The organism is Silvanigrella sp., from assembly GCF_044369315.1.
GTDB lineage: Bacteria > Bdellovibrionota_B > Oligoflexia > Silvanigrellales > Silvanigrellaceae > Silvanigrella.
Window position 1 is genome coordinate 1 of the sequence record NZ_JBIPMD010000257.1, and the last position, 4,465, is coordinate 4,465.

4 protein-coding genes are annotated in these 4,465 nt (G+C 30.7%); 2 read left to right on the forward strand and 2 right to left on the reverse strand.

Features of this window, described 5'->3' with window-relative positions; all coding sequences use genetic code 11:
- The coding region (locus tag ACIQ56_RS14895) for a hypothetical protein (protein WP_397601833.1) at positions 1 to 260 on the reverse strand (260 nt) is incomplete at its 3' end.
- A gap of 193 nt (positions 261 to 453) precedes the next feature.
- Between ACIQ56_RS14895 and ACIQ56_RS14900 the strand changes: the two genes are divergently transcribed.
- A complete protein-coding gene (locus tag ACIQ56_RS14900; RefSeq protein WP_397601834.1) occupies positions 454 to 1,239 on the forward strand; it encodes a substrate-binding periplasmic protein in 786 nt (261 codons plus the stop codon).
- A 413-nt stretch (positions 1,240 to 1,652) separates the two neighbouring features.
- Positions 1,653 to 3,269: an APC family permease gene (locus ACIQ56_RS14905; protein ID WP_397601835.1), complete on the forward strand. Its 1,617-nt coding sequence runs from the start codon at positions 1,653 to 1,655 to the stop codon at positions 3,267 to 3,269.
- Here the strand turns inward: ACIQ56_RS14905 and ACIQ56_RS14910 are convergent.
- Entirely contained in the window at positions 3,266 to 4,312 is a 1,047-nt protein-coding gene (locus ACIQ56_RS14910) for an N-acetylmuramoyl-L-alanine amidase (protein WP_397601836.1), read from the reverse strand. The genes ACIQ56_RS14905 and ACIQ56_RS14910 overlap by 4 nt on opposite strands.
- Between the last annotated feature and the right edge of the window lie 153 nt (positions 4,313 to 4,465).

Genomic DNA, 4,465 nt, shown 5'->3' on the forward strand with positions numbered 1-4,465 from the left:
ATATTTTTTTTAGTTGGCGGCATCCATACACTAACACCTTCCATACTTTTACTTGTTGATACAGCATGCCCAAAATACAATCCTGATTTCACAACTTGTTTATGAATTTGAAAGGCAATCTCAGGATGATATTCATTGGAATTTAAAATATATCGCAAACAAGGATCGTGTTCAAAAGCGGAGGTAAGGGTATTCGTAGCTATTTCAATATCCGATTTAGATATCAAATTTAATAATTTAATTTCTTTCATAGAAACCAATTTAATTCCTTATTCTTTAAAACTTATCTTTAGAAATAATTTCGGTTGTTCATTTTAAAAAATTAAATTGATTTCAATAATAGATTGACATTACAAAAGGACTTTAAAACTAGATTTAATGGTAATATCTAACGGGAAGAATGAATTTATAAAGGACAACACTAAATATATTAAATTTTTTATAGGGTTTAAAATGAAGAAAAGAGTATACAGAAGTTTATTGCTTTTTTCATTGAGTTTCATCTTACCTTTTTTTTCAACTGCAATGGCTTTTACAATAAAGCTCTGTTACCCAGACAATGAGTCACCTCCTTGGCAGTTTGGTCATGGAGATGTGGTTTCAGATCCTCCCGGATTATCCATTGAAGTGATTCAAAAAGCTGCGAAAGAGTTAGGAATCACAGTTATTTACTCACGATTACCAACCAATCCCATATTTTATTCCATAAAAAAAAATGAAGTGGATGGTATTTTTACCTTCTCCCATTTACCGGAAAGGGAAGAATTTGGCATCTATCCTATGAAAGAAGGAAAGGTGGATCAAGAAAGACGTGTCGCTTCAATGACTTATTCCTTTTACAAATTAAAAAATTCGGATGTCTCATGGGATGGAAAAAAATTAAGTAATTTAGTTTTAAATGTGGGAGTAAACAGAGGTTATTCCATCATTGATAAATTAAAAAAATTAAATATCCCTTATGAAGAAAGTAAAGGCAATGAGAATTTGCTAAATAAGTTAGAAAAATTAAGAGTTTCTAGTATAATTGGTCATACGATTTCGATAGATTATTACATTGCAAAATTAAAATTAAAAAATGTTGTTAAATTAAAACCTACTGTTATGACAAATGATTATTATGTTATATTTAGCCATAAATTTTATAAAGAAAATAAAAAAGTTTCTGAAAAATTCTGGGATAAAATTGCAGAAGTAAGAGAAGCTGTATTAGATCAAAAAATAAAAGATTATAGCAAATAATAGTCATAAGTCTAATTTAAAATGAGTCTCAAGTTTTATAAAGTAAATAAATTTATTTATTGGTAAAACCAAAAAATGATGAAATTCATATTTTTTTAAAAAAGATAAAATTTTTTTATAATATAATAAAAAACATTTTTTATAGATAATTTTGTTGTGTTTATAGCTATCCATAATCTAATAATGTGATTTTTTTAGGCAAAATCAAAATTCTTTGAATTGATTAGCTTAAAAAAAAAGCACATAATATTTTAAGGCATAAAAGGATAAGTTTAATTAATTTGACTAACCAGCAATAAAGAAATAAATGGAGAAGGTAAATAAATATTCGGATTTCTCAATGGGTAGCTTCTAATGCTGCTTTTAAGATTCCAATTCATAAAATTTTTTAACTTCGAAAGGTAATAAACACCATGAAACTTAAACGAAGTATTGGTTTATTTGGCATTATTTGTGCCAGTCTTGGTGGGATGGTTGGCTCAGGCTGGCTATTTGGTTCTTTATACGCTGCTCAAATGGCTGGACCTGCATCCATGATCTCATGGCTTATTGGCGGCGTAAGTATTATTTTTCTTGCTTTAACATTTGCTGAATTAAGTGCCATGTTCCCAATCTCAGGGGGAGTAGCTGCCTTTCCTATCTTTACACATGGTAAATTAGTTGGGTTTATTCTTACGTGGATTACTTGGATAACTTATGTTGTATCTATCTCGCAAGAAGTACAATCTACCATTTTATATATGGGAAATAAATTCCCCTCACTCATTCAAAAAGTAGATGGGGTAAATGTTTTTACAACTTATGGATATCTTATTTGTTTTGTAACCATGCTCATTTTAATTCTATTAAATAGTTTTGGTGCTAAATTTTTAGCAAATGCAAATAATTTTATAAGTATGTGGAAATTATTAGTCCCTTTTGCCGTCGTATTTTTATTCTTAATCACACGACACAATTTTGGAAACATGGGATTAACAACAGATTCCGCGCATGAATTCGCTCCTTATGGCGTAAATGGAATCTTTTCTGCCGTTGCTCTCGCAGGTGTGGTTTACTCCTTTTGTGGATTTCAGCATGCCGCTTTATTAGCAGGCGAATCTAAACGTCCACAAAGAGATATTCCTCTTGCCCTTATTTTATCAATCTTAATTTGTATTGCTCTTTATTGCGGTCTTCAATACGCATTTATTACAGCTTTACCTGAAACTGCTTTAGCAAATGGATATCATAATTTATCTTTCGCAGGAGATGCAGGCCCACTTGCAGGATTAGCTGCCACACTTGGAATTGTCTGGTTGGTTACTGTTTTATATGTTGACGCCATTATTTCACCACTTGGAACAGGTGTTTTATATGTTGCTTCGAGTGCTCGTATTGTTCAGACAATGAGTCAATCTGGAAATTCCCCAAAGTTTTTTGCAAAAATAGCAAAATCGGGAATACCAATGAGAGCCATCTTTTTAAACTTAGCTGTTTCTATGTTGGCATTTTTACCATTTAGTGGTTGGAAAGCTATTGTATCCTTTTTATCCTCAGCACTTGTTTTTTCCTTTGCGGTTGGCCCTATTTGTCTGATAGCACTTAGAAAACAACAACCAGAAAGAAAAAGACCCTTTAGTTTACCATTTTATAAAGTAGTTTCTTTTATCGCTTTCTTTGTTTGTAACTTAATGATCTACTGGTCTGGTTGGGATGTTGTTTGGAAACTTGGTGTTACTGTAATTACAGGTTTTGTCGTTTTTGTTATCTCTAATTACTTAAGTAGAAACACAATTGATCCTGAGCATGTTGCTACAAAACTAGATTATAAATGTTCTATTTGGCTTCTTCCTTACATGGGTATTTTTTGTATTTTATCCTACTACAGTTCTTTTACAGGCGGACAAAAATTAATACCAATTGGTTGGGACTTTTTAATTATCGCATTATTTAGTTTATTTATATTTTATTTAGCTCTGAAAATGTGTTTACCAAAAGAAGAGTCTGATAAAAACACTGCTTCTTTACTTGCTAAAAAAGGTGCTTATTAATAGCCACACGATGATTTTGCTCTGTTAGGATATTTGATTAACAGAGCTTGAATGGCTGCCAATATTCTTTTGTTATCAATCTTTTGATTTGATAAATAATCCTCTGGTAAAAAATGCATTAAAAAAGCATCAATTGCATGGTTTGATAAAGTTGTATCAAACCATGTTGTTGTATTATTAACACCATAATTATTTAATATATTTAATAAATCTAATCTCGCAAATGGAATTTTTTTCCAACTTTTTATTGTACTATTTGACGAATTAAACTCAGGATAAATTTTATTTGTTAACTCATTTTCAATATATTTATCCGTAAAATTTGGGTTTCGATTATCATAACCAAGTTCAAACAATCGCGTTTGAATTGTTAAGTCTGAAATATGACCTGATATATTTGCTTGAATTAAATTGAGTTGTTTTTCAATATCTTGCTCTGTTACCCAGGCACCTACCCCATTTTCAGCTAATTTTTTCCAAGGAAAATAAGGGCCTGGGTCTACTTTTCTTCCAATAGCAATATCAGAATGACCTACAATACACAAAGGATCAATTTTGTACCTTTGTTGAATATCCTTTCCTAAATTTACAATCATATTTATTTGATCATTCGTAAATTGATACCATATTTTTTCCACTTTTGGACACTGATCACTTAGAGGATTATTTTTACATTTGTATCCAAGACCAACGATTTCAACACCTACAGAAGTATCATTTAAATCGGTTCTTCTTTTCCAAGAACTGATTCCCGCATGATAAGAACGTTTGTCTTCTGCTACTAATTTATAAATCGAATTCCCAGACTCTGGAATGAGCCAATGGGCACTAACACCACCTTTTTTAAGAACTTCTAATGATTTTTCTTGATTTAATGCCGTATAATGAAAAACTAAAGAGCTTATTCTATCATTTAAACCTTTTGAAGGCGCATCTATTATTTCATATTTAAGATCCACTGCAAAATCTTTTGTAGACTCTTGATTATTTTTATTGCTATTTTTACCACAACTTACGGTAAATAGCGGAATTATAGAAAACAAAAAAATGCTTCTTTTCATTAAATTTCATGTCCTTATAAATATATGCCAGTTAAGAGTTGAGAAAGATATTGTGAAGATTGAAGAAATAGCTCCAATTTGTTAGTTAATTGTTGCTTAAAAAAAAGTAACAAAGGAGCTACCAATGGATTGGCA

What these genes read in the sequence shown, in the direction of transcription:
- ACIQ56_RS14900 (WP_397601834.1), top strand. Translation starts at nt 454, where the DNA reads ATGAAGAAAAGAGTATACAGAAGTTTATTGCTTTTTTCATTGAGTTTC.
- ACIQ56_RS14905 (WP_397601835.1), top strand. Translation starts at nt 1,653, where the DNA reads ATGAAACTTAAACGAAGTATTGGTTTATTTGGCATTATTTGTGCCAGT.